This window comes from Psychrobacter sp. TS_SC_6 (assembly GCF_056156305.1).
In genome coordinates this window covers 2,437,076-2,461,580 of the sequence record NZ_CM149590.1, presented here as the reverse complement: position 1 = coordinate 2,461,580, position 24,505 = coordinate 2,437,076, and the positions used below count along the sequence as shown (strand labels likewise).

The window sequence follows — 24,505 nt, the reverse complement described above, 5'->3', positions numbered from 1 at the left end:
TATTCAACTGTTTTTATAGCAAGCAATATTGAATAAGAGCTACTCGTTTATTGACAGAGGATTCGATTACATTATTCATTAAATTTGCCTGCGATAATTAATGGTTGCAGATTATGAGTAATCATTGAATTTATGGCTATAATAACACTGTAAGAAATTTAGCATAACGCCCAACATACTAAGATAATTCATTGTGAGTAAACAGTACTACACGTGAGTAGTACTGTAAACATATCGCATAATGAATAAATAGTCGTTAATAGGACAATAAGAATGGAAAATAATTTTGATGGTTTAAAAGTAATGGTTATTGATGACTCAAAAACCATTCGCCGTACCGCAGAAACCTTGCTGCAAAAAGCTGGCTGTGAAGTTGTCACTGCCATTGATGGATTTGATGCCTTGGCTAAGATTGTCGATCATAATCCAGATATTATTTTTGTGGATATCATGATGCCACGTTTGGACGGTTATCAAACTTGTGCCTTGATTAAAAATAACCCTGACTATGCCAGTAAACCTGTGATTATGTTGTCATCTAAAGATGGTTTATTTGATAAAGCCCGTGGACGTATTGTAGGTTCTGATGAATATCTGACCAAACCGTTTAGTAAGGATGAGCTTTTTGAGGCAATTAATCAGTATCGTTAATCTGTAAAATGATCATAAAAAGTGGTCAAGAATGTTTCATATAACGATAAATTATTATTGTCATAATCAGTAATATGCATTCAGTTCAGCATAAAGTATTACTCCAAACGGTTTGTTTTAACACTATATATCTAATGGATATCATCGAAAATAAAGGAAATAACCATGACTACTGTATTAGTCATTGACGATTCACCATCTGAGATGGCGAAATTTCGTGACATGCTTTCTAAAAATAACTATAAAGTCTTGGAAGCAACCAATGGTGAACAAGGCTGCCAGATGGCCATTGCCCATCTACCAGACGTCATTTTGATGGATGTGGTCATGCCTGAAATGAATGGTTTTCAGGCAACTCGTAAAATCACTCGTGACAAGGCAACAGCACATATTCCTATCATCATGATCAGTACCAAAAATCAAGAAACCGATCGTGTATGGGGCAAGCGTCAAGGCGCAAAAGAGTATCTTACCAAGCCTATTGATGAAAGTGGTCTGGTTCAGATCATTCGTAAAGTAATGGAGTAGCTTGTGGCATCGAGAGGATTTATTGAGCTTCTGCGTATAGCAGATATGGCACGTTCGCGTAAAAGCGGACGCCGCGGCGGACAAGAATTTGACTGGCAAGGGGTCGTATTTGAGATTGGCGGTCAACGCTTGGTTGCGCCAATGGGTCAAGTAGCAGAAGTATTGTCCATGCCAGAATATACCAGCGTGCCCTTAGTAAAGCCTTGGATGCTTGGTATTGCCAATATTCGTGGGCGTTTACTGCCACTAACCGATTTGTCTCGATTTTTACAAGTGCCAAGTCGGTTAGCGCAAATGAGTCAGCGTAAAGTCATGGTCATCGACCATGATAATGTGTTTTCAGGGTTACTTGTTGACCAAGTGATTGGTATCGAACAGTTTACTCAAGACCAATATCGTCCAGAAGCCATTGAACCAAATTCGCCATTTGCACCTTATAACCATGGCAAATTTCTCAAAGATGAACAAGATTGGTATGTGTTTATGCCAAGCTTACTGACACAGGACCTACAGTATACCGATGCTGCAATATAACTGTTTTTAATGACCTGTCATGTTTGATCATTAGGTGTTCATTAAAAAGATGATAGAAGAATCATAGCTGACATTATCCGGTGGTGTGTCAGCATTCATACAGGCTTTGTTCATCACGGTTGTTTTGATAACACTATGATTTCAGAGTCAGACTCAATAAGACTTTGACGATTGTTTGAAAGGAATAAGTGCGATGAGTGATGCTATAAATAATCCTGTAAGTGGCGTAAATAGAGCGGCGACAAATACTGATAGTCAGTGGAAACTATTACTAGGCGGATGTGCTCTAGTGGCTATGGGTGCCCTATTGGCGCTGATTAATGCCATATCATCGGTCAGTGAGTATTTAACTGATTTTAATCAGGCAGTCATAATACCGGTAGTTGTCTTTGTGCTCAGTGTACTGGGTATCTTTTTCGCTTTTTATAAGTTGCTACAGCAGCGCGGTGGCTCAGAACGTTTACTTATTGAAAAGGAAACTTTGCGTCGTCGTCAAGAAGCAGAAGCTGAGTCTGAACGTGCACGCCAAATTCAAGAAGAAAATGAGCGTAACCAGATCGCTATTTTGCGCCTACTTGATGAGTTGGGTGATTTGGCAGACGGTGATTTGACGGTCAATGCAACCGTATCAGAAGACTTCACTGGTGCAATTGCCGATTCTGTTAACTTTGCTATTGACCAACTGCGCCAATTGGTATTGGTTATTAATAGTACCGCTGAACGCGTTTCGCAGTCATCAGAGCAAACGCAGATGAATGCAGTCGAGCTTGCGACAGCTTCTGAGCATCAAGCACAGGAAATCGCTGGTGTGTCTGCGGCTATTAATGAGATGACGGTGTCCATTGACCAAGTTTCGAATAACGCTGCAGAGTCTGCAACAGTTGCTCAGCGTTCGGTCGCCATCTCTTACAATGGAGCAGAAGTAGTACAGCGCTCTATTGAAGGTATGAATGTTATCCGGGATCAGATTCAAGAAACCTCAAAACGTATTAAACGTCTTGGTGAGTCTTCGCAGGAAATTGGTGATATCGTTGGTTTGATTAATGATATTGCAGACCAAACTAACGTTTTGGCATTAAACGCAGCGATTCAGGCATCGATGGCAGGTGAAGCAGGACGAGGCTTTGCAGTTGTTGCTGATGAGGTTCAACGTCTTGCTGAGCGTTCGGCAAATGCAACTAAGCAGATTGAGACGTTGGTAAAAACCATTCAGGCAGATACCAGTGAAGCGGTCATGTCGATGGAATCAACGACGTCTGAAGTCGTACGTGGTGCGCGGTTGGCTAAAGATGCGGGTGAAGCACTAGAAGAGGTGCAAACCGTTTCTAATACTTTGGCTGATCTCATTCAGAATATTTCAAATGCTGCTCTGCAACAGGCGGAGTCGGCAGGTCATATCTCTCATACTATGAACATTATTCAAGATATTACCTCTCAAACGTCTTCTGGCACGATGGCGACCGCACGTTCTATTGGTGAGCTTAGCCAAATGGCTGCAGCACTACAAGAATCAGTCACTGGCTTTAAGATATCAAACGATGATGAGCAGTTGAATCATGAAAGCATGGATCATGAATATCTCGATATGGATGAAAGAGTCTCAGCCAGTATGTAAAACTGTCGATAATAGCTATGATTTTTTCTATGGAAATGTTAACCAAATTGCTGCTCTAAACAGACATTATAAAATTTGGAGCAGCAACATTAATAGCAGGTCGCATGAATCATCATATTCAAAAAGGCAGTAATAGCATTCATATAATTGAAGCTACATCAATAGACTGCCTCTTGCAAGATAATGTGAAAGTGATACGGCATGACGATTATTTTGATACTAGACAGTGGCAACGTTACATAGAGTGTGAGATTGGTTTTATTTTACCTAATATCCAACGAAATTGGTTGGAAAACGCGGTGATTCACACGGCATTGTTTTATGGATTGACTACCGTCCAGTTGTGGCAGCAGTTGCCGTTTAATAATGAGCTACGCCAGCATTTGCTTGATAAAGTATTGATCCATGAAAGTCGATTTTTTCGTCATCTGCCTTCTATCAATTTTGTCACAGAATGTGCAGAGCAGTATCAGTGCCACACGCGAATAGCTGCTGATACTAGTGAGATGTTTCGCATATGGAGTGTAGGCTGCGCGAGCGGACAAGAGACGTGGTCTCTAGCAATGAGTTTGGCTGCAAAGCAATTGAGCAACTACACGATCTTGGGCACAGATGTCAGTCAACAAGTACTAGCAAAGGCGCGATTGGGTCAGTACGACGCCAAGCAGCAATCATTAATCCCGCCATATTGTCAGCAGTTTGTGCAACCATTATCACCAGCAATCATGGCTGACGAAGCGAGTATTGGTAACCCTTATCTAAATAGAACCACGGCAAGTAGTAGCTATGGCTACTGGCAGGTCACAGCAACGTTAAAATCGCAGGTCCGTTTTGTTATACACAATATTATGGATGAAAAACCGCCTACCGCGCATATACAACAGGTGATTGTTTGTCAAAACATGCTGTTATATTTTCGCAAATTTGATCAGCGTGATATTTTAGCTCGATTATCAAAACAATGCGCCTTAGGTGGTTATATTATATTGGCTCCAGGTGAGGCGCTATTTTGGCGTCCTTCAAATATGCGCCGTATTGCGCACCCACATCTCAATGCGTGGCAAAAAATCAGTACCTAAATTAGCGCCTAAAAGAGTCAGGATGAATCTATGAAAAACCAGCCCAATGACATGGTAACGCTTGAGTGGTTATTGCCACTGTTTAATCAGCACTTAACACAGGTAGCTGATGGCTGGCAATTAAAGGCAGCACGCACTAAAGATGAGCAAATGGCACAGTACTATCATGAGATTGCTGGTGCCCTAATCATGATTAATTTGCCTGCTCTAGCAAGTTTAGCGAATAAGCTTAGCCTATTAGCAGAAGCCAGTGTTTTTGATGATCTAAACAATGATGATCTAGATAATGACAGCGTAGATATAAATTTGGCTGCTGAGAAACTCAGAATAGGGCAGATTGCTCATAAAGTGTTACAGCGTGAGCTAGAATATTATGTGCGCACAGGTAGATATCATAGTGTTTTAATGAATAAAACGCTGTCTGATCTAGCGCAAGTCTTATCGCAGTTTGATGTAGTCACAGAACCACCTGCAGATACGTTATCATTGACGACAGACAGTCATTTGGCTAGCTTATCGGATTATGATGATATTGACATAGCCCTACCTGTGAATAGGGCAGTGTCAGATTTAGATAGTCAACAGCATCGGCAATTGCTATTAGCGTGGCGGCAACAGACGCAAAAATTGCTCGCTGCCAATATGAATAAGCCTGCTATCCTGACTGTGCTACAAAAGGTCAGCCATTATTTATGGCAAACGGCGCAAGAAGCTGATTTGCAGCGCTTGTGGTATCTGGCTGAGCTGTGGCTACAGGATCTTGGACAAAATGAAATACCACTACCTAAGCAGTATGCAGGAATATTAAGTCAACTCGATCAATTGATAGACAGTCATCAAGATCAGATTGAGCCATCTATAAGCGAGATTCAAAGTCTCATTAGTCATATTTATAGTGAATTAAGTAGCCTTATTCATAACAGTGATAATGCTGAATCTTTATTGAAGGGTGGTGTACAGATAGACTGTGAAGTACGTCTCTTACCTCGTATATTGAGTGAGATTGAGACGATTATTTTTGCACTTGATAAGCCTCATACTTTGCTAAAACCTTTAGCGAAAATAAATAATCAGCTTAAAAGTCGTGGCTGGACATTATTTGCCTCACAAATCGATGCTATTGCGATTAATGTAGAGCGTAGCCTCTTATCAGAGCAGGATTTTACGCAAGAACAATGGCAGATTGAACGTCAGCTACAAGAGTTGTATAGCGCTGTCTATAATACAGAACAAATGATTTCTATCAAGATGGATGATGGAGCTGCATTCACTATTTCTGCTCGCACTGATAATGACTTGCAACCAGCAAACAGTTTAGATGTTGGTTCTATTAATGTGGATTTACGTGAGTTACGTATTGCGGCTGAAGAAGTTAAGCAAGATTTTCATAACTATATACAACGCCAACAGTTAGAATTATTGCCAGAGCAGGCAATTTTTATCAGCATGAGCCAGACTTTTAATAGTATGGGGCTGCCAGCGATTGGCAAAGTAGTCGACAAGATAGCCGATATATTTGTACAGATACGTACTCATAATATTACCATATTAAGCTGGGACGTTATCGAAGCGTTGGCAGAGAGTTTGAGTGCCATTGAGCTATTATTGGATTATCTTGCGCAACAGTTTGTTGATCAAACACTACTAGAAAAAGCAAATGCTTATATTGATACGGCAGCCAAGCTACTTAATACATATATCGATGCGCCTGAAGCAGTCAACGATACTTTGCTCACCCAAAAACCAGCCGCCAATGATGTATTGCGCTATGACGACAGCGGTGAGATTGCGCCTGTCACTGAGCCGTCTTTTAATGCCGAGACTTTGACTGGATTACTGTTAGACAATAAACAGTCTATAGAGACAGAGTATAGCGAAGCTTTATTGAAAATGCGTCAACAGCTAAATCCTGATACCTTCGATATCGATGAAGACATTCGAGAAATATTCATTGAAGAAGTTGCAGAGGTGATTGGTGATCTAGAAGATTTTTTACCAATATGGCAGGAAGATGCGCAAGATTTAACCCCATTAACGGAACTACGTCGCGGTTTCCACACCTTAAAGGGCTCGGGACGTATGGTTGGTGCTGTTAGCATCAGTGAGATGGCATGGTCTATTGAAAATCTACTCAATCGTTTATTGGATAAAACCTTATCCGTAACGGACGATGTAGTAACGTTGATAACAGAAACCACCAAACGCCTACCTGTTATGCTATCTGACTTTGCAGCACAGCAGCCACCAAGCTTTGACCCTGCTATTACTCTTTTGCAAAGTCATAACTTGATGACTCAGCAACCACTAAATGCAGGTTTACCAGTAGCTGCGCCTATGTCATTAACAGCTGATATTGAAGAATCGGACCTTGCATCAGATCATTATGTACTTGACCATAATTTACATGTGACAGCCGTAAGTTCAGTCTCTGAGCCAGCTAACACTTTGGATGCATGGTCAGATTTAGAGCTACCTTTGGTACTGCAGCCATTTATTTTGGAAGCACAGTCGCTAGTGACAGATGCAAACGATGCTGATCCTGATATTAAAGAGATATTTATAGAGGAGGCTAATGAAGTTTTAGGTGAAATCATCCCTTTATATGAACATTGGCAGCTTTTACCTACTGATTTGACTGAACTGAAAGACATACGCCGTGGCTTTCACACTCTAAAGGGCTCTGGTCGGATGGTCGGTGCTCATTACAGTGCTGAATTAGCATGGTCTATAGAAAACTTGCTAAACCGCATTTTAGATAAGAGCATAACTGCCTCAGCAGATATACAGCAGCTGATTGGTGATGTATTGGCCGTATATCCTGAGTTGTTAAGCACTTTCAAGCGTGAAAGCCAAGATTACCCTGCTATGATGCCATTGTGGGTTGCCTGTGCTAATGCTTATAGCAAACAATTAGGTGATGAATTCACTTATCGTACATTATACAATCAATGGTTACAGCCTGCTAAGCATACGCCAAGTCATATTGATTTAGACAGTCGTATTCAAGATTTGGAGAATGATGCAGCAATCGATCGTACCTTGCAGACGATTTATTTGGTCAATGAAAAAATGGCAGAAGCACCAGTTATTGTGATGCCTCAAAGTGAAGAAGAACAGGCGTTCTTTGATATCTTTATTGAAGAGGCAGAAGAGTTGTTACAAGGCGTTAATGACTTTGTATGTCATCATAAAAATGAGCCATATGTCGAGGTAAGTGACGAGATTGTGCGCGCATTCCATACTTTGAGAGCAGCTTCTGGCTCTAGTGTATTGACTGCCATTAGCGATGTGAGTGCGACGATAGAGCAAAGCTTAGAGCTTCTACAGCAGCAGGATATACCGATGAATGCAAGCCATTTGACTGCACTCGCCCAATCTGTCACGCTTATTGATGGTTATCTCCATAACTATAAACAACATGCAAACCAGCAAGATATGTCGGCAGAGCATATGCAAAGCGAGCAGGATATTGCCTCTTTACAGGCGATGCTTGAAGAGCAAGATGCCGATAGTGAGGCAAGCACTGAGGATAAACCAACGATTAATGACTTATTAGATGGCAATATTGATAAGTTATTAGATGCCGAGTGGCAATTAGATGAAGCGCTTAACAGTGCTGATATCGAGCAAATCCAAGCCTATATCGCTGAGCAAATTTTACAAATTAAATATTTAACTGGTAAAGCACAAGCCTTTCCAAAATTCGTCTCTATTCTTGATGCCTTACAAGATGCTTATCATTATTTGAGCCAGTATCCAAAAGAAGCGGCAGATATTGATATCCAAGAAATTCTACTTGCAGGTCATGCGCAGTTAGTTGGTTTATTTGATGCTTTAGCAGGCAGTATGTCATTAAAAATTGATGAGCAAGTACTACAGCAGTTAGAGGGTATCAAGCAATACAACGCCGTGCAAACTGGTATCGAGCAAGACAATATTGTGCAAGATAAGAATGAAAGTGATGAAAATATAGCCGCTGAAGAACAGGCTACTGTACAAAGTATTGCCGCACCTGAGCTAGAGCTTGAAACCATCGATACGGATATTGAGCTACTAGAAATCTTCTTAGAAGAAGCGCAAGAGCTTGATGATGCGCTGGTCGATAGTTTCAGTAAGTGGCGTGTAGACATCACCCATATTAATACCTTAAAGGTACTCCAACGCCATCTGCATACCATCAAAGGTGGTGCTCGTATGGCAGGTATCCGCAGTATTGGCGACTTGACTCATGAGGCAGAAAGCGTTTATGAGGCGTTTGTAGAATCTAAACGCGAGCCAACCGCGCAGTGGCTTGAGATTATGCAAGTGGTGCAAGATACCTTATCGCTGCAGGTAGCACACATTGTACGTTATCAAAAATCTTTTTTTGCGCCTGAGCTCATGGCGCAATTACAGCAGTTTTTAAAAGCCCAAGCCTTGCCAAAAACGGTACAGCTTATTATTCCTATGCCAAATAACCATGTGGCAGCTGAGCCTCAAATCTTTGCAAATCAAGATGCCCAGCCTGTAGCAAATGAGGCAGATGCGTTAAGTTTAAATAAAATCATCCAGCAATCGTGGACGCATGGTTTACCTGATGCTGATATTTTAGAGGTTTTCTTAGCTGAGGCAGCAGCGCTCATCAATCATAATGAATATCTACAGCTATTCTTAAGTAATGCTGGTGACATGGTTGCGCTGCAAGCACTACAGCGCGACTTGCATACCTTAAAAGGTGGTGCACGTATGGTTACCGCTACTGGTCTTGCTGATTTAGCTCATGAAATGGAGTCAGCTTATCAAGACTTTGTTGCTCAGCGCCGCCCTGTAACCACGAAAGTGCTGGAGTTGCTCGCTGCTTGTTATGACTGGCTAGCAGATGCTGTTTTTATCCTATCGCATCAAGTGAATCCGCCAACACCTAGTTTACTAATTGAGGCATTACAGCAATTTAGTAAAAATCCTAATAGCTTAAAGCAGATACCAGTAGAAACCTTGCAAGAACAGCGTGACGCGATTTTAATTGCCAAAGAAAACAAAGAAACGATCGGTATCCAAAAAGATATCAGTGCCATGCCGCTGATGGTGAGCGAGGTAACTGAGCAAGATCAAAATGCCAATAATAATGAGATGATTCGTATATCAGGCAGTCTGATTGAGCATATGATTAACCTGTCAGGTGAGTCTGCGATTAACCGTGCTCGTATCGATATGGGTATCAGTAGCTTGACCAACAGTATCGAAGAGATGGGTACTACCGTACAGCGTCTAGCGGATCAGTTGCGCCGTATGGAAATTGAGCTTGAGGCACAGATTTTATCGCAGATTGATGAAGAGCTGGTCAATCATGAAGGCTTTGATCCGCTGGAGATGGATCAATACTCTTCTTTAAATCAGCTGTCAAAATCTTTGTCAGAGTCGGCATCGGATTTGGTCGAAATCAACCATACTTTGTTAGAAAAAACGCGTGATAGTGAAAGTCTATTGCTCCAGTTATCTCGGACGCAGACTGAATTACAAGATGGTTTGATGAACTCACGTATGGTTCCTTTTACGCGATTAACACCAAGGCTTGAGCGTATTGTCCGCCAAACGGCTAATGAGCTGAATAAGTCAGTTGAGTTAAAAATTATCAATGCTGATGATGAGATGGATAGAACCATTCTAGAGCGCATCACCTCACCGCTTGAGCACATGTTACGTAATGCAGTCGATCATGGTATCGAGAATGTGGCAGCAAGGCTGGCAGCAGGTAAAGAGCGCAGTGGTCAAATCACGCTAGAAGTGCTACGTGAAGGAAGTGAAATTGTCATTTTGCTCAATGATGATGGACAAGGGATTGATGTAGAAGCGGTACGTGAAAAAGCCATCTCTCAGGGTTTGATTGACGCCAAAGATAGGAGTCTTAGCGACCTTGATATTATGCAATATATTTTTAATGCCGGTCTTAGTACCAGCAAACAGGTCACGCAGATATCAGGGCGCGGCGTCGGTATGGACGTTGTTATCAGTGAGATTCGTCAACTAGGCGGTGCCGTGTCCGTGGTATCAGAGCTTGGCAAAGGATCAAGCTTTACCATCCGTGTACCATTAACGGTGGCTGTGTCTGACGCTTTGATAGTTCGAGCAGCAGATCGTTACTATGCCATACCTTTGGTGCAGATTGAACGCGTTGTCCGTATCAATCCAGAAAAAGTCTATGACTATTATCAATCGGGCGAGGCGACTCTCAATTTTGAGGATACCGACTATCGTGTACGATATTTAAATGAGATTTTATCAGGCAATAAGCTCAATGAGCTGGTCGTTAATACCAATACCAGCGTGCCGCTTATTATTATCAAAAATCGCAGTGGTCAGAATATGGCCCTACAAGTTGATCAAATAGCAGGCTCACGTATTGAAGTAGTCGTAAAACCTTTGGGGCAGCAGTTCTCAAATTTATCAGGTATCTCAGCGGCTACCATTATGGGCGATGGCTCGGTGATGCTCATTCTAGACTTGATAGCCTTGATGCGTAACACGGCTTTAGTCAAAGAAGTCACGCATTCTAAAGCTGCTAAACAAAGAAACGTGGAGTCCAATACCACTATTTTGGTCGTTGATGATTCAGTCACAGTCAGAAAAGTAACATCAAGATTCTTAGAGCGTCAAGGGTTCAATGTCGTACTTGCCAAAGATGGTATCGATGCGCTTGAGATACTACAAGAGATGACGCCTGACTTAATGCTGCTTGATATTGAAATGCCGCGTATGGACGGTTTTGAAGTTGCTACCCAAGTCAGACATAATGGACGCTTGCAGCATCTGCCTATTATCATGATTACCTCGCGAACCGGTGAGAAGCATCGTGAGCGTGCATTTGAGATTGGGGTAAATGACTATATGGGCAAACCTTTCCAAGAAAACCAGCTGCTTGATAAAATCCAAAGTTTATTGGATGAAAAGGTCCGCCTAACTCATCATGGCTAACATACGTGCCTTAGCGTTAAAGGATAAAAGTGAGATTAAAGTGTTGGTAGTGGCAGAAGACCATCAGCAGCGGATGGCGTTCTCTGATACAGTGCGGAGCTGCGGCTTTCATCTGGTAGATTGCGTTACACCATCGCAGTTGAAGGATAAGTTTGATGGTTATGAAAGCGCTATTGATATCTGGTTGATAGACAGTGATTACGATGAGCATCTAGCGACCATGACAGCTGCTTCCAATCCTGTAGCGATGTTGGTCGGGTTTAGTCAAGCGCCTTATCTTAATGAGGTGCAGCAGTACGCTAAATGGCAACGTAAACTTAAGCGTAAGCTTGCGCAACTGCTGGATTTGCCAACACTTATCGATACTTCTGTCTATAAAGAGGAGGGTAGTGAGTGGCGCTATGTGGTGTTTTTAGGGGCATCTATGGGTGGTCCTAGTGCGGTTAAAGAGTTCTTAGATCACTTATCGCCAACACTGCCGATAAGTATTTTACTAGCGCATCATTTTAATCAAACCATGATTAGCACCTTGCCGCGTATCTTAAGCCGCCATAATGACTGGCACTGCCAGATGATTACTTCCTCGCAACGCATGCGTACAGGTCAATGTCTGATCGTACCTATCGATCAACAGATTGTCTGTGACTCAACTGGTCGTATTATCTTATTAGATCAGGCTTGGGTAGGGGATTATAAACCTGCTATTGGTCAGATTCTTAAAAACACCAGCGATGTTTATGGTAGCGAGCTGATAAACATTATCTTTTCAGGTATGGGCAATGATGGCACTCAGTATTTAGATTTGATACAAGATAATGGCAGTCAATTATGGGCACAAGACCCAAATTTAAGTACTTGTTCCAGTCAGCCACAGGCTATCATTGACTCAGGATATTGTACCTTTATCGGCAGTCCTCAAGCATTGGCAGAAAAGCTGACCAACTATATTGCTAATAAAGCGACAAGCGACACTCCACATTCATTTATTGTGAGCGACTTATGAGACAGATGTTAAAACATTCATTTGAGGCAGTAAGCTTACTGACCACTACTAACGGTATACTCGATGTGTCGATCATTCCAGCGCCTGATCAGCCAGATTGGCTTGTTCCTAGTGGTTTGATTTTAAGTATAGATGAGTACAGCGAATATACGCAATTTTATGAGTGGCAACAGCAACGGATCGCCGTGTTCCATATGTTACCGAGCCATCAAACGCCAGACACGATGGTGGTATTAGAAGGAAACACATCAGCGCATCGTATTGCTTTGCAAACTGTAGGTGAGATGCGCCAACTACAGGTGCGTATTTCTGATGTGAAAGATGTTGAACTACCTGAGCATTTTATCAAGTCAAATAGCAATATCGATACGGTTTATGAACGTGTACAAGAAGAGGTTGTGCTATCCTATCTTTTTCAGACGGTCATGATTGATAATACGCTGTATCTGGTGCCAGATTTGGATAAAATCGCGCATCAATTGGTAGATTTAGATGTCCAGTTTTCTCATTAGACAGTCACTGTCTACGTCTAAGCATTTATTAATCAATCAATAGCGACAGAGGTAATACGGTCAATTATGAATACTACTCATTCCAAACTAACAAAATGGTCCTTTGCTAGTCGATTTTTTCACTGGATTAGCGCGATTTTATTGCTGATTACGTGGGTCATGATATTTTTGTATGACAACCTTGATAGCAGTCTTTATATTGGGCTACACAAAGCTTTTGGGGTTAGCCTATTATTTTGGATGATAGCGCGAGTCATTAATCGCATCTTTACCAAAGCGCCACCCGCAATATTGATGCCGAAATGGCAAATGCTGCTTTCCCGATTGTCGCATTTTGTACTTTATGCTCTGTTAATTGCGATGCCAATAGCAGGGTTAATGATGTCTTTGTATGGTGGCCGTCCAGTTGATATATTTGGTATATTCCAGATACCTGTATTAGTAACCCCAGATAGAGGGTTGGCTCGACTCTTTAATGACTGGCATGTAGATATCATTTGGCCTATGATTATCGCCTTTACTGTGCTTCATATCGGGGCGGCTTTGTATCATCAGTTTGTGAAAAAAGACAACCTCATAGCACGTATCAAATAATAGACTTTTAATGTCGTTATGATGTATCAAAAATGCTGCTCATAGCACCCTTGTATTAAGCAAGGGTAATGATTTTTATAGACAGCAGGGTGAAATCTACTCGTAAAAAAGCCCTATTAGCATACACAGGGCTTTTTTGATCATCGATATCAATATGGTACTGACTACAAATTTACTTTTTATGCTCAGGCAAACTGATATTCATCTCAAGTACATCGAGGCTATCTTCAGAACGATGATTGATGTTGACATCATCAATCTGTACACCATTGACATATTTATTGACTACTTCTAATATCTCACGCTTCATCTTTTCGATACGATCTGCGGTCAAGCGATTGTTTAAGCGATTTTCACTTGCGACAATAACTTTTAAGCGCTCAGTTGCCATATTGGCACTGCCTGCATTGCTGTCGTCAGTGCCAAATAAGCTACTCCAAAATCCTTTTTTCTTACTCATTATTAACTCCCAAACCAGCGCTGTAATAGACTCTTTTTCTTCACATCAATATGACGTAAGGGACGTTCTTCCCCTAGGAAGCGAGCGACAATATCATCATAACATTGACCAGCGATAGAGTCGGTATAATGAATCACGGGCTCACCATGGTTAGAAGCTTCCAGCACGGAATGACTCTCAGGAACAACGCCCAGTAATGGAACTTTTAAGATGTCATTTGAGATGGTTTCGATATCCATCATCTCATTGGCTGCTGCGCGCTCTGCATTGTAACGCGTGATGATTAAATGCTCACGTACGGTCCCTTGGTTTTCAGCCACCTTTTTGGTCTGGCTTTGCAAGATACCAATGATGCGATCTGAGTCACGTACTGATGAGATCTCAGGGTTGGTAACGATGATAGCTTCATCCGCATGATACATGGCAAGCTGCGCGCCGCGTTCGATACCTGCAGGTGAGTCGCAAATAATGTAATCGAATTGCTTAGAAAGCTCTTCCATAATCTCTGCCACACCGTCATCTGTTAACGCATCTTTATCGCGCGTTTGACTGGCAGGTAGAATGTAAAGATTTTCTAATTGCTTATCTTTGACAAGCGCTTGTGATAGGCGTGCATTGCCATTGATGACATCGACAAAGTCATAAACAATTCGATTTTCGCAGCCCATAATCAAGTCTAGATTACGCAAGCCTACATCAAAATCGATAACAACTGTCTTATAGCCACGTAATGCTAAACCGGCGGCAAAAGAAGCACTGGTCGTGGTTTTACCCACACCGCCTTTACCCGAAGTGATTACAACAATCTTCGCCACAATGGCACACTCCTATAAATTGATGAATTGATGAGAGAGATATTATATAAAACAGCATATATATTATATATAAAGCATTATGCTTTCTGGTCGTCCATAGACTTTATATATATGCTCTTTGCGAGCGTAAGCCTAGCATAAATATAGCAGAACTTATACCAAGTCTCTATTAAAGCATACAAACGGCTAAGATATAAAATTAAGCGGTTACCTAACTGATATATGGCGTAGGTGTGGTAAATAGTGGCAGAGCTAAAAATTCATCATAGCGCAGTTTTGTTAAATAAACTTACTACAATATGAATTAGAAAGGTTTTTTGACATATTTACTTTTTAGCCTTAACAGTATCTATATAAATAACTAGGGTTTGATGCTTTTGTTAATCTGAGATTCATCAATGATCGTAAATATCAAACCTTGACCTTCTAAAAACCGCACTTCGACCGATTTATCGATCACATGCTCAGGCAGATTGTCGCGTAAGCAATAAGTACCGGCGACTGAAACCAAAGAGGGGTTAAAAACTTGGCAAAAAATGCGTGCGTCTTTATCGCCCGTAGCACCTGCGACCAGGCGACCTTGAGCACGACCATAAACGTGTAAGTTGTTATCCGTAATGGCCTCAGCACCACTATTGACACTGTTGGTCAAAATCAAATCGCCACCGACATGATTAAGACTTTGTCCTGAGCGCAGCATTTGATCATAGATAAGACTGGTAATATGCTCAGTACTGATAAGAGTTTCTGCTGTTTCTGCAGATACATCAGCTTGCATCTCCATGCTTGTTTGTAACGCTTGATGAGCACTCACGTTATCCGTCTTAGACTCACTATTATCAATAGCAGCCGTTGTAGAAGCAGCAACTTGACTTAGTTGCGTTACTGCTTTCTTACTGGGTAAAATGCGTTCGATACGTTTGCCATCTGCTGGAAATATTGCCAAGCGTAGCTCACGTGCTTGCGCGTCTAGCAAACCTGTCACGACGCCGATAGGCTGTAAACCCCAAGACCATAGCAATTCGACCAGTGCTGATAGATCTTGTTCAACCTCGCTATCAATCAATACAGGAATATCACTGCTCTTATTGCTCAACGTGCTTTGTAATTGAGCGGCAATCGCTACAAAGTCATCGGTGCTAAACTGTACCCGTGAAAAGGTCAGCATTTTGCCATAAAAGGCTAAAGCAGGCGTGGCTGACGAAGTGTCGGTATGGTTGTCGGCAATGGTCATAATCTACATCCTTAAAAGGTAATCGTAATGCTGTATTCGTGGTGATATTTTTCTTATCAAATCATTATTTTAAAGCTTTAAAAATTTTATAATTTAAGCAAGTCTTGATGCTTCCACTGTTGAACTTTTATTTGCGCTTCAAATTCTGTCAGACCATCATCGATAATGCTAGCAATGAGATGGTCTAATGCTGGATTGTCTGTATTGATTTGAGCGATACCACTAGCGATAGCGACCATCAATGCATCAAGTCGTTCAGCGTCAAGCAGACGCTCGTTGAGCGCATAAACCACATTTTCACCAATATTGTGCCCTACATGTTGTAGCTGTGATTCAATCAAGCTACCCGCAATAGGTATCATACGCAGATAGCGGCGCAATTCTGGTGTATTGGCAAGCCCATCTTGGATCGCATTGCCCACTTCACTAGCGATAATAGCGCCGCCACCTGCTGACTCGGTCAGTGCTTGTAGCTTTGGTGCCATCTCTTTACGCAGTAGTGACAGTATGGCGGCCTCAATCTCATCACGATTGCGCGAGAGGGTAGAGTCGATAAACGATTTTTGCCTTTTCGGATCAGTAAGCTCCTGCCGAAAGGTCTGAATGGTCGTTAAAATAACGCGGTCAGACAATTCCTCTAATACTACATCGATATAGAAGTTGATTCTATTGATCCATGGCTGCGGCAATACTTGATAGCCTAGTTGATATAGTCGTCGTCCGATAATAACAACGCGAAATAATCGCAGCGCACGCAATTGCGGAAAACAGCCTAATACCTCGTACCAATGCACAAAAGGAAAAAAGAACCAGCGGTAATAGATTTTCTCTTTGATGGCAATCGCCCAGCGTAATAGCAGCTCTGCAATCAAAAATAAGGTAAAAAAGCCGCCCACGGTACGTAATGAGTCATGGATATTACTTTGATACCAGATCAATTGATTGGAAATTCCAAGCCAGTTTGCCGCGTCACTACTAAAACTACTCATCAAAATAGCATCAGTACTGATAACCAATAAGTCAATACTGATGGCGATAATCATCACGATATCATATGTAAGCTTTAAACGATTTGGTTTAGGGCGATTTGGTCTTGAAGGCGGAGTCTCTGGTGACCCTATTTGTGGCTCTGACCCTGCTGACTGATTGAGCGTGGACGTTGACTCTATGGGCGGGCGAGTAGTGGAAGAGGCGGGCACAGTCAGTCCTTATAAGTAATAAATGGCAGCAGTTATGGGAGGTATTACACCATTCATAACAAAATCAACACAGCGTTCTAATGTTCATTCACATTATCAATGAATAACGCCAAAAAACAAGACATCAACCATTATAATTTGATATTTTGCCATTTATCTTTTTTCAAGGAACATTGTCATTTAATTGCTTGAATTGTCAACCTTAGGATTGGTTTCAAACTCAGCCAGCATAGTGGTGATACGCTGATCTTTTTGTTGCCAAACATGCTCTACCCACTCAAACATTTGTGATTTGATATCCTCATCATTTTCATAGCCACCTTCTTTGATTCCAGAAAATAAATTATCAGGTATTTCAAGATAGCGCACATCAACGCCTAAGCGTTTGATATTGCCTTTCCACAAATCCCCGTAAGTCGGTACCCCATCAGGATAGACAATGGTCATATCTAAGATACCATCGATGTGTTCACCTAAAGCACTAATCGCCAGCGATAAACCGCCAGCTCTTGGTTTTAGCAGATGGGTATAAGGCGAGCTTTGCTTATTATGCTTTTCTTTGGTAAAGCGAGTGCCTTCTAAATAGTTGAGCAAGGTAAAAGGTTTGTCTTTTAATAACGTGCAGGCACGCTTTGCTTCGTCAATATCTTTACCTTTTAAAGCAGGGTTTTTGGCAACCGCTTCTTTAGAATGACGGCGCATCATTGGAAAATCTAAGAAGTAAAAAGCCTGACCAACAATCGGGATATAAATCAGCTCAAATTTCGTAAAAAATCGCGTGAGGGGTAAGCGTTTTTCGCTAATGTACTGCACAATACTGGTATCAACCCAAGATTGATGGTTGCTGATGAGCAGATATTTGCCATGCACATGTACATCATCAGGTATCGCGATACGCCAATCTTTTTTCGGTAAGAGGTTTTTTATTAAGGCATTGTTACTACTAATCCAGTGATTGGTAATTTTAATCACTGTTTGATCTGTAATAGGTGCGCCAGTGATGATTTTGCCCATACCCATTAACCATAAGGGAACACTACCACCAAAGCTATTGGCAGCAATGACACCCGTTGCCGTTGCTAGCGAAACCACTTTGCCCAATTTAGGGGCACGCTGATGGAGTTTTTGCATGGTGGCGTTTAAGCGCATGACCCATTCCTCTCTGTTAATTTTATAAATATATCAATAGTATGTTTTAAGTATATCTAACACTATATAGCCTCGCAGGCTTAGCTTGCAGGCAATAGGACAACACATATAAGCTTTATTTTTACGCGTTTTGACTTTGCTAGACTCTTGATAGTATAGTCATATTCACCCAGCCTATAGATACTGCTGATATTAATAGTTCACGGCAGCCTTTTATAAATAAAGCTTTGATAAGTAAAGAGTCTTCTATGCAGAGTGATTTTATTTTTAGACTCTCGCACTGGCTGCTAGTAAAAGAGCTTTTGATTGATAAGACACCTACTTTTATTCTTGTAATGTTGCTGAGGGATTTTAGCAGAAAAAAATAGAGCGTACGGCTGAAAACGTGACTTGCGATAGCAAATTATGCATTTAACAAAGTCGTATTTATCAACACTTATGCACTTCTCATACATAGATGTGACAAAATATTACACAGAATTAGAGTGAGATTGCCATAATACTTTTAATGTCGATAAACACCCAAACAATATAGTTAATGGCAACTTTGTCGTTGGCGTTTTTTATAAAAGTACGATTATCTTTTCAACTTAAGAGGACATACTATGCGTAATACATTAATGGTTGCAGCAATCGCTTCAGGCTTGGTTCTTACTGGCTGTGTGACTGATCCTAGCACTGGACAACAACGTCTTAACAAGTCTGCTATCGGCGCTCTAGCCGGTGCTGCAGGTGGTGCGACTATCTCAAAAGCCACTGGTGGTGATAAAACTGGTCGCGATGCTGCTATTGGTGCTGCATTAGGTGCTGGTGTTGGTTACTATATGGAGCGTCAAGCTCGTCAGCTTGAGCAACAGATGGCTGGTACTGGTGTAACTGTTACACCAAATGCCAATGGTAACATTGACCTAGTGATGCCAGGTAGCATCACGTTCTCGTTTGATGACGCGACTTTGAACAACTCATTTAAGCCAACGCTTGATAAACTTGCATCTACAATGAATGAGTATAACCAAAACACCATCACTATTGCTGGTCATACAGACAGCAAAGGTACTGATGCTTATAACATGAAGTTATCACGTGACCGTGCTTATGCAGTAGCGAACTATTTAAGTGCACGTGGTGTAGCATCTAACCGCATCAACGTGGTAGCTTATGGTGAGTCACGTCCTGTTGCTGATAACAACAGTGAATATGGTCGTCAGCAAAACCGCCGTGTTGAGCTGACAGTTAATGCACCACAAAGCGTTCGTTAATTTTAAATGATTAGCTAATAGGTAATATTGAATAAAGGTCAGCATAAAGCTGGCCTTTTTTTTGGCTTGAATTTTGTCCATTACACCAAAAATTATATTTGATAATAGTTATCAATAACATTATAATTCCCATGCATTTATTTTGCGGATAGCTACTTTTTTTCAGTATTTAATAGCAAGCTGATAATTGCTATTATCTATAATCAAGCTGTTTCAATGCTCAATACCATGCTGGTTTCGTCTATTTTCATTACTAGTATCGATGTGAAAGATTTATCTCTTCTTTGTTTTGTAGCCCATCAAGGACATCTATGAATATCAAGACAGCGCCAAGCCGTAAAATTTTACCGACTACTTTAGCTGCTGCACTGGCGGGGATATTGATGGTTTCAGGTTGTAGCAAACAGTCTGATGAAAAAGTGACGACCGACACGCAAACGGAAACAACTAAAACGACAGACAGCAAAACCTCATCAGCTGCTGACCAAGCCCATATGGATCGCTTGCTTATTAGCTATGCCGATATGGCGCATGCTGCATACAAGGATTCGTTAGAGACGGCAAAACTTTTACAAAGCACCGTTAATACTTATGTAGAAACCCCGACACAAGAAAATTTGGATGCTGCAAAAGCCGCTTATAAAGCCGCGCGCCAGCCATACTCACAGACTGAAGTATTTAGATTTGATGAAGGTTTTGTGACTGCCAATGACAAGCGTAGCATTGCCAGTACGGACAGCTGGGAAGGGCAGGTGAATGCTTGGCCTTTAGATGAAGCCTTGATTGACTACGTAAGCGCTGACTATGAAGGCGAGTACAACAGTAAAGACAACATCATTAATAGCGATAGCATTAGCGTTGGTAGCCTCAAGCAAGATACCAGTACCATCACGCCTGAGCTGCTCGCAGAAATGAGTGAGATTGGCGGTAGTGAAGCCAATGTGACCACAGGCTACCATGCTATTGAGTTTATGCTATGGGGTCAAGATACCAATGGCGTCGCTGAAGGTGCTGGCAACCGCCCGTTTAGTGATTATCTAACGACTGACGGTCAATGCACTAGCGGCGAGAGTGTCAATCCTGATGCTAGTATCTGTGAGCGCCGTGGACAGTATTTAAAAGCAGCAACTCAACTGCTGGTTGATGATTTGACCACGATGGAAGCGCAGTGGCAGCCTGAAAGTGAAAACACTTTACGCAGTGACATGATGGCACGTAAGGATAGCAACAGTCTGCGCCAAATCATGTATCAAATGGGTAGCTTAGCACTCGGTGAGCTTGCCTCTGAGCGCATTCAAGTGGCGTTTGTCACCGGCTCTACTGAAGATGAGCATGAGTGCTTTAGTGATTTGACCCACTTAAGCTATGCTAGTAACGCTCGTGGTATCCAAAATGTCTTTAATGGTAGCTACAAAACAGTAGCTGGAAAAACGGTAGGCGGGTATGGGCTCAAAAACTATCTTATCGATACAGGCAATACCGAAGCTGCTGATAAGCTAACTGCTGATTTTGCAAAAGTAGAAGCAGCATTCAACGTCATTGTTGAAAAAGGCGAGAAGGAAAATATCAAGATTGATCAGATGATTGCCACCGTAGGACAGGCGAGTAAATATGGTGTTTCTGCTGAAGAGCAAAACAAGCGTCGCGGCTGGATTGAAAGCAGTATCACAAGTCTGCAAGAGCTGACAGCTGGTATTGAAAATGCTGCAAAAGCCGTCGGTATTGACAATTTAGATGCAGATGCAGGTTCGCAGTTCTAATTTTTTATTCACTAATAATACCTGAAGGGTCGTTATCCATGAATGAGACTTATTTTCTTATGAAAATAAGTTTTATATTATAAACACGTTGTCAATTTTGCTTGGCAACGTGTTTTTTCATAGCGTATTAAAATAGCCAAATAAGTCAGTGTGCCGCCGCCACTTATCGACTAGAACTAAGGTACTCTATGCACGTCAAGAAAGCTTCTACCGTCAAACCACTCTCCGCAATGCATTCTTCTGTTAAATCCCAGTTTAAAACAGCCGCTGTCAGCATGTCTGCGCCATTAACATTATCGCTGGCATTAATAGGCGCCCTGTCAGTTAGCGCCTGTCAGCCAGTCAAAGACAATAATGATAACGCCGCTGGTAAAAACCGCCAAAATTTAGAAATCCTGCAGTCTGAGGTCTTGACCCCTGAGCGCATTCAGACGATTGAAGCGCTAGCAGGCGTGCCTATGCAGCAGCTAGCAAGCTTTGATCCACAAGAGATTAAACAAGGCGGTGATACTGGGATTAGGGTTAGTAGTAGTGAGAGCTACTCTAAACCTTCATCGAATATTACCGCATCTCGCAAAGGCTCATTCTTTATTGGCAATGCGTTTTTCCGTCAGCCGTGGGTGATTGCCCCTGCCAGTACTGACAGTCGAGATGGTCTTGGGGCTTTATTTAATGTCGCCGCCTGCCAGTCATGTCATGTAAAAGACGGTCGTGGGCATGCCCCCATGAACGCTGATGACGATGCCGATAGTCTGCTGATTCGTCTTGCTATGCCAGCAACCACAGATGAGCAGCGTCAGCAGTTAAAGGACTCACTCATTGAAAAAGTCGCCCATCCTATGTACGGTGGTCAATTACAAGATCGCGGTATTCAAGGCGTGCCAGCAGAAGCAAGGATAGCCGTGCAGTGGACAGACAAGCCGGTTACCTTTGCGGATGGGCATGTCGAAACCTTGCGCGCGCCAACCTTTAACTTAACCAATCCAGGTTATGGTGCATTTGATGAGGAGCTCATGGTATCGCCACGTGTTGCTTTACCTATGATTGGACTTGGGCTACTCGAACAAATACCCGATGCTGATATTAAAAAACAAGCGGCTATCAATCATAAAAATAACAATGATATTAAAGGTAAATTTAACTGGGTCATGGATCCGCAAACAGGAAAGGTAGCATTAGGTCGCTTTGGCTGGAAAGCAGGGCAAACCAAGCTAATTACCCAAAATCAAAGTGCCTTTAATGAAGACATGGGTTTAACCTCAAATATCCGCCCACAGGAATCCTGCATGCCAGCGCAAACCGCTTGTAAGAATGCGACAACAGGCGCTGATGAGCAAGGCAATGGCAAACCACCGGTTGAAGTCAATGATGAGGTGGCAAAATTTGTAGAGTTTTATACGCGCAATTTGGCAGTACCGCATCGCCGTAATGCGGATGATAAGTTGGTATTAGCAGGTAAAAAACGCTTTTACGATATGGGTTGTCAAAGCTGCCATACGCCAAGATATCAGCTACCAAAAACCGCTGATGACCATCTTGAGCAGCATGGACAGGTGATTTACCCTTACACAGATATGTTGCTACATGATATGGGTGATGACCTTGCGGATCGTACCGTTGCTGGCAAGCTGCCGCCAAAAAACTGGCAAGTTGAGTTTTTAGCCAACTCTTATGAGTGGCGTACGCCTGCTTTATGGGGAATTGGACTTGCTCAAACCGTTGATCCACAAGCGACGTTTTTACATGATGGTCGTGCCCGCACGCTGATGGAAGCGGTGTTATGGCATGGTGGTGAAGCCAAAAAACAGCAGCAGAAAGTGCTGACGCTTGATAAACAAGGACGTGCTGAATTGAATGCGTTTTTAAAGTCACTATAAGCGTCTGACTGTGTATTTCTAATGCTTAAATAACAGATAGATAAGGTTATCCGCCTGACTGCTCTGTCACTACGATACTGATGCTCTACAATAACGATTGATAATATTACCGAGAAATCTATGAAAATAAACCATGCGTTAGCAATGGCGCTATCGGCATTAAGCGCCGGCATACTCATTAGCTGCGTCAAACCTGCTGATGACAATAAAGCGGCTGAAGTAGATAGCCAAGTTGCACAAGACAGCGCTGTGCCGAAAACTGGCGAAAATGCCGCAGTTAATGGCAGTACAGATAAAAATGCGGAAAAAATAGTCGCGGTCGATATCAGTGCTGAGACTGAAAAAACTTATTTAACCCATGTGGCTAATGAGATTGTCATACCCGCTTATGCTGACGCGGCGAAACAAAGTGATCTATTGCATGATTTGGCACAAAAACATTGTCAAAAATCGCCAGTCAGCGGTGATGAATTGCAAGCGCTACGTGACCAGTGGCTAGTATTGGCACAAGCATGGGCAAGTGCTGAGATAGTCAATTTTGGTCCTGCGACCGCCAGTATGAGCAATCTATATATCAACTACTATCCTGACGAGCGCGGCTTGGTACATAGCGGAGTGGCAGATCTTATCGCTGCCAATCCAAAACTGACGGCTGAACAACTTACTAACGAAAGCGCTGTTGTCCAAGGCGTCCCTGGTTTAGAGGAAGCACTCTATGTCAATGACAGCTTAGATGTCGGTCAGTGCGCCTACGTTATAAGTGCGAGTAGTGCGCTAAGTACACGCCTAAAAGCTATCGAGAAAAACTGGCAACAAAACGCCACTAAGCTGTTGGCTATTGATAAAACTGCCGAAAGTGACCAAGGCTTGAACCAATGGATTAACTCTCTACTGTCATTGGTTGAGACGATGAAATCTGACGCCATTGAGCAGCCATTAGGCTTGAGCGGTAAAGCCAAAGGTCATCTACCTGCTGCGACCGCAGGACAAAGCCGTGCAATTATCAATGTAAAATTGGCGACCTTAAATAAAACCCTGACCGATCCGGTACTGACTGCTATCTTGGGCAGCAATAATGACAATAGCGTAGCAGATACGCTATCGACAGCCCTTTCTGATACCACGGCGCTATTGGCACAAATGCCAGAAGATCTGGCTACCGCCGATAAAGCCACGCAGCAAGAGCTATATGATCATCTAACTATCATTACGCGCTTAATCAAACGTCAATTGATTCCAACGCTCGGCATCCGTGTTGGTTTTAATAGCACCGATGGCGATTAAA

17 protein-coding genes and 1 pseudogene are annotated in these 24,505 nt (G+C 42.2%); 13 read left to right on the top strand and 5 right to left on the bottom strand.

The features are described 5' to 3' along the window. Positions 1-273: 273 nt before the first annotated feature. The 9 genes and pseudogenes from pilG to AC0J5Y_RS10425 all read left to right on the top strand — a co-directional run bounded on the left by pilG (position 274) and on the right by AC0J5Y_RS10425 (position 13,467). On the top strand, positions 274-651 hold the full coding sequence (pilG, locus tag AC0J5Y_RS10465; RefSeq protein WP_011514416.1) for a twitching motility response regulator PilG: 378 nt from the start codon (positions 274-276) through the stop codon (positions 649-651). A 165-nt stretch (positions 652-816) separates the two neighbouring features. Continuing rightward, positions 817-1,179, top strand: coding sequence for a response regulator (locus tag AC0J5Y_RS10460; RefSeq protein WP_475130626.1), 363 nt, complete (start codon positions 817-819; stop codon positions 1,177-1,179). A gap of 3 nt (positions 1,180-1,182) precedes the next feature. Next, positions 1,183-1,713: a chemotaxis protein CheW gene (locus AC0J5Y_RS10455; RefSeq protein WP_475130625.1), complete on the top strand. Its 531-nt coding sequence runs from the start codon at positions 1,183-1,185 to the stop codon at positions 1,711-1,713. A 526-nt stretch (positions 1,714-2,239) separates the two neighbouring features. After that, positions 2,240-3,244: pseudogene (locus tag AC0J5Y_RS10450) on the top strand (methyl-accepting chemotaxis protein); the annotation flags it as partial. A 257-nt stretch (positions 3,245-3,501) separates the two neighbouring features. Continuing rightward, a complete protein-coding gene (locus AC0J5Y_RS10445; protein WP_475130624.1) occupies positions 3,502-4,407 on the top strand; it encodes a CheR family methyltransferase in 906 nt (301 codons plus the stop codon). A gap of 30 nt (positions 4,408-4,437) precedes the next feature. Further along, entirely contained in the window at positions 4,438-11,358 is a 6,921-nt protein-coding gene (locus AC0J5Y_RS10440; protein ID WP_475130623.1) for an Hpt domain-containing protein, read from the top strand. Further along, positions 11,351-12,361: a chemotaxis protein CheB gene (locus AC0J5Y_RS10435; RefSeq protein WP_475130622.1), complete on the top strand. Its 1,011-nt coding sequence runs from the start codon at positions 11,351-11,353 to the stop codon at positions 12,359-12,361. The genes AC0J5Y_RS10440 and AC0J5Y_RS10435 overlap by 8 nt, the downstream gene beginning before the upstream one ends. After that, positions 12,358-12,873 (top strand): hypothetical protein, encoded by a 516-nt coding sequence (locus AC0J5Y_RS10430; protein WP_475130621.1) that lies wholly within the window; start codon positions 12,358-12,360, stop codon positions 12,871-12,873. Before AC0J5Y_RS10435 ends, AC0J5Y_RS10430 begins: the two co-directional genes overlap by 4 nt. A gap of 66 nt (positions 12,874-12,939) precedes the next feature. Next, entirely contained in the window at positions 12,940-13,467 is a 528-nt protein-coding gene (locus AC0J5Y_RS10425) for a cytochrome b (protein WP_475130620.1), read from the top strand. A 172-nt stretch (positions 13,468-13,639) separates the two neighbouring features. Here AC0J5Y_RS10425 and minE read toward each other — a convergent pair whose 3' ends face one another. The 5 genes from minE to AC0J5Y_RS10400 form a co-directional block, all read right to left on the bottom strand. Then, a complete protein-coding gene (gene minE / locus AC0J5Y_RS10420; protein ID WP_317199176.1) occupies positions 13,640-13,927 on the bottom strand; it encodes a cell division topological specificity factor MinE in 288 nt (95 codons plus the stop codon). Positions 13,928-13,929: 2 nt separating this feature from the next. Then, positions 13,930-14,742, bottom strand: a complete 813-nt coding sequence (minD, locus tag AC0J5Y_RS10415) for a septum site-determining protein MinD (protein ID WP_475130619.1) — start codon at positions 14,740-14,742, stop codon at positions 13,930-13,932. Between the two features lie 361 nt (positions 14,743-15,103). Beyond that, the gene (gene minC / locus AC0J5Y_RS10410) at positions 15,104-15,976 is read right to left on the bottom strand and encodes a septum site-determining protein MinC (RefSeq protein WP_475130618.1); all 873 of its coding nucleotides are present in this window, start codon (positions 15,974-15,976) and stop codon (positions 15,104-15,106) included. 86 nt (positions 15,977-16,062) lie between these two features. Continuing rightward, complete coding sequence (locus AC0J5Y_RS10405) at positions 16,063-17,175, bottom strand: hypothetical protein (protein WP_475130617.1); 1,113 nt, start codon at positions 17,173-17,175, stop codon at positions 16,063-16,065. Between the two features lie 180 nt (positions 17,176-17,355). Next, positions 17,356-18,324 (bottom strand): acyltransferase, encoded by a 969-nt coding sequence (locus AC0J5Y_RS10400; RefSeq protein WP_475130616.1) that lies wholly within the window; start codon positions 18,322-18,324, stop codon positions 17,356-17,358. A gap of 605 nt (positions 18,325-18,929) precedes the next feature. Between AC0J5Y_RS10400 and AC0J5Y_RS10395 the strand changes: the two genes are divergently transcribed. The 4 genes from AC0J5Y_RS10395 to AC0J5Y_RS10380 all read left to right on the top strand — a co-directional run bounded on the left by AC0J5Y_RS10395 (position 18,930) and on the right by AC0J5Y_RS10380 (position 24,504). After that, positions 18,930-19,583, top strand: a complete 654-nt coding sequence (locus tag AC0J5Y_RS10395) for a YiaD family glycine zipper/OmpA-like lipoprotein (protein WP_475130615.1) — start codon at positions 18,930-18,932, stop codon at positions 19,581-19,583. Positions 19,584-19,894: 311 nt separating this feature from the next. Continuing rightward, positions 19,895-21,343, top strand: a complete 1,449-nt coding sequence (locus tag AC0J5Y_RS10390; RefSeq protein WP_475130614.1) for an imelysin family protein — start codon at positions 19,895-19,897, stop codon at positions 21,341-21,343. 188 nt (positions 21,344-21,531) lie between these two features. Further along, complete coding sequence (locus AC0J5Y_RS10385) at positions 21,532-23,220, top strand: di-heme oxidoreductase family protein (protein ID WP_475130613.1); 1,689 nt, start codon at positions 21,532-21,534, stop codon at positions 23,218-23,220. 120 nt (positions 23,221-23,340) lie between these two features. Continuing rightward, positions 23,341-24,504 carry an imelysin family protein gene (locus tag AC0J5Y_RS10380; RefSeq protein ID WP_475130612.1) on the top strand — a complete coding sequence of 388 codons (1,164 nt, stop codon included), beginning with the start codon at positions 23,341-23,343 and terminating at the stop codon, positions 24,502-24,504. Position 24,505: the final 1 nt, after the last annotated feature.

What these genes read in the sequence shown, in the direction of transcription:
- pilG (WP_011514416.1), top strand. Translation starts at nt 274, where the DNA reads ATGGAAAATAATTTTGATGGTTTAAAAGTAATGGTTATTGATGACTCA.
- AC0J5Y_RS10460 (WP_475130626.1), top strand. Translation starts at nt 817, where the DNA reads ATGACTACTGTATTAGTCATTGACGATTCACCATCTGAGATGGCGAAA.
- AC0J5Y_RS10440 (WP_475130623.1), top strand. Translation starts at nt 4,438, where the DNA reads ATGAAAAACCAGCCCAATGACATGGTAACGCTTGAGTGGTTATTGCCA.
- AC0J5Y_RS10435 (WP_475130622.1), top strand. Translation starts at nt 11,351, where the DNA reads ATGGCTAACATACGTGCCTTAGCGTTAAAGGATAAAAGTGAGATTAAA.
- AC0J5Y_RS10430 (WP_475130621.1), top strand. Translation starts at nt 12,358, where the DNA reads ATGAGACAGATGTTAAAACATTCATTTGAGGCAGTAAGCTTACTGACC.
- AC0J5Y_RS10425 (WP_475130620.1), top strand. Translation starts at nt 12,940, where the DNA reads ATGAATACTACTCATTCCAAACTAACAAAATGGTCCTTTGCTAGTCGA.
- minE (WP_317199176.1), bottom strand. Translation starts at nt 13,927, where the DNA reads ATGAGTAAGAAAAAAGGATTTTGGAGTAGCTTATTTGGCACTGACGAC.
- minC (WP_475130618.1), bottom strand. Translation starts at nt 15,976, where the DNA reads ATGACCATTGCCGACAACCATACCGACACTTCGTCAGCCACGCCTGCT.
- AC0J5Y_RS10400 (WP_475130616.1), bottom strand. Translation starts at nt 18,324, where the DNA reads ATGCGCTTAAACGCCACCATGCAAAAACTCCATCAGCGTGCCCCTAAA.
- AC0J5Y_RS10395 (WP_475130615.1), top strand. Translation starts at nt 18,930, where the DNA reads ATGCGTAATACATTAATGGTTGCAGCAATCGCTTCAGGCTTGGTTCTT.
- AC0J5Y_RS10390 (WP_475130614.1), top strand. Translation starts at nt 19,895, where the DNA reads ATGAATATCAAGACAGCGCCAAGCCGTAAAATTTTACCGACTACTTTA.
- AC0J5Y_RS10385 (WP_475130613.1), top strand. Translation starts at nt 21,532, where the DNA reads ATGCACGTCAAGAAAGCTTCTACCGTCAAACCACTCTCCGCAATGCAT.
- AC0J5Y_RS10380 (WP_475130612.1), top strand. Translation starts at nt 23,341, where the DNA reads ATGAAAATAAACCATGCGTTAGCAATGGCGCTATCGGCATTAAGCGCC.